Origin of the sequence: Aquitalea sp. ASV15 (assembly GCF_016429115.1) — a bacterium.
GTDB lineage: Bacteria > Pseudomonadota > Gammaproteobacteria > Burkholderiales > Chromobacteriaceae > Aquitalea > Aquitalea magnusonii.
The window spans coordinates 1-328 of sequence record NZ_JAELTZ010000159.1; the positions used below are offsets into that span (position 1 = coordinate 1).

Genomic DNA, 328 nt, shown 5'->3' on the forward strand with positions numbered 1-328 from the left:
GAGTCGAACATCGCAATCATGCTGTGCGGCTTAGTTGTTCTGGATGACGATCTTGGGGAATTTGCCGGAGAAGTCCTGGGCTTTTTCACCCACCTTGACCGCCAGCTTGCGCGCAATGTCCTTGTACCTGTCTCTTATACACATCTGACGCTGCCGACGAACGAACAACAGTGTAGATCTCGGTGGTCGGCGGATCATTATAAGGGGGGGGGGGGGGGGGGGGGGGGGGGGGGGGGGGGGGGGGGGGGGGGGGGGGGGGGGGGGGGGGGGGGGGGGGGGGGGGGGGGGGGGGGGGGGGGGGGGGGGGGGGGGGGGGGGGGGGGGGGGG

General features: G+C 70.1%; 1 protein-coding gene. It reads right to left on the reverse strand.

From position 1 onward, the window contains the following. Window positions 1-30: 30 nt before the first annotated feature. A partial coding sequence (locus JHD64_RS21310; protein WP_199055636.1) for a hypothetical protein occupies window positions 31-328 on the reverse strand: 298 nt, incomplete at its 5' end.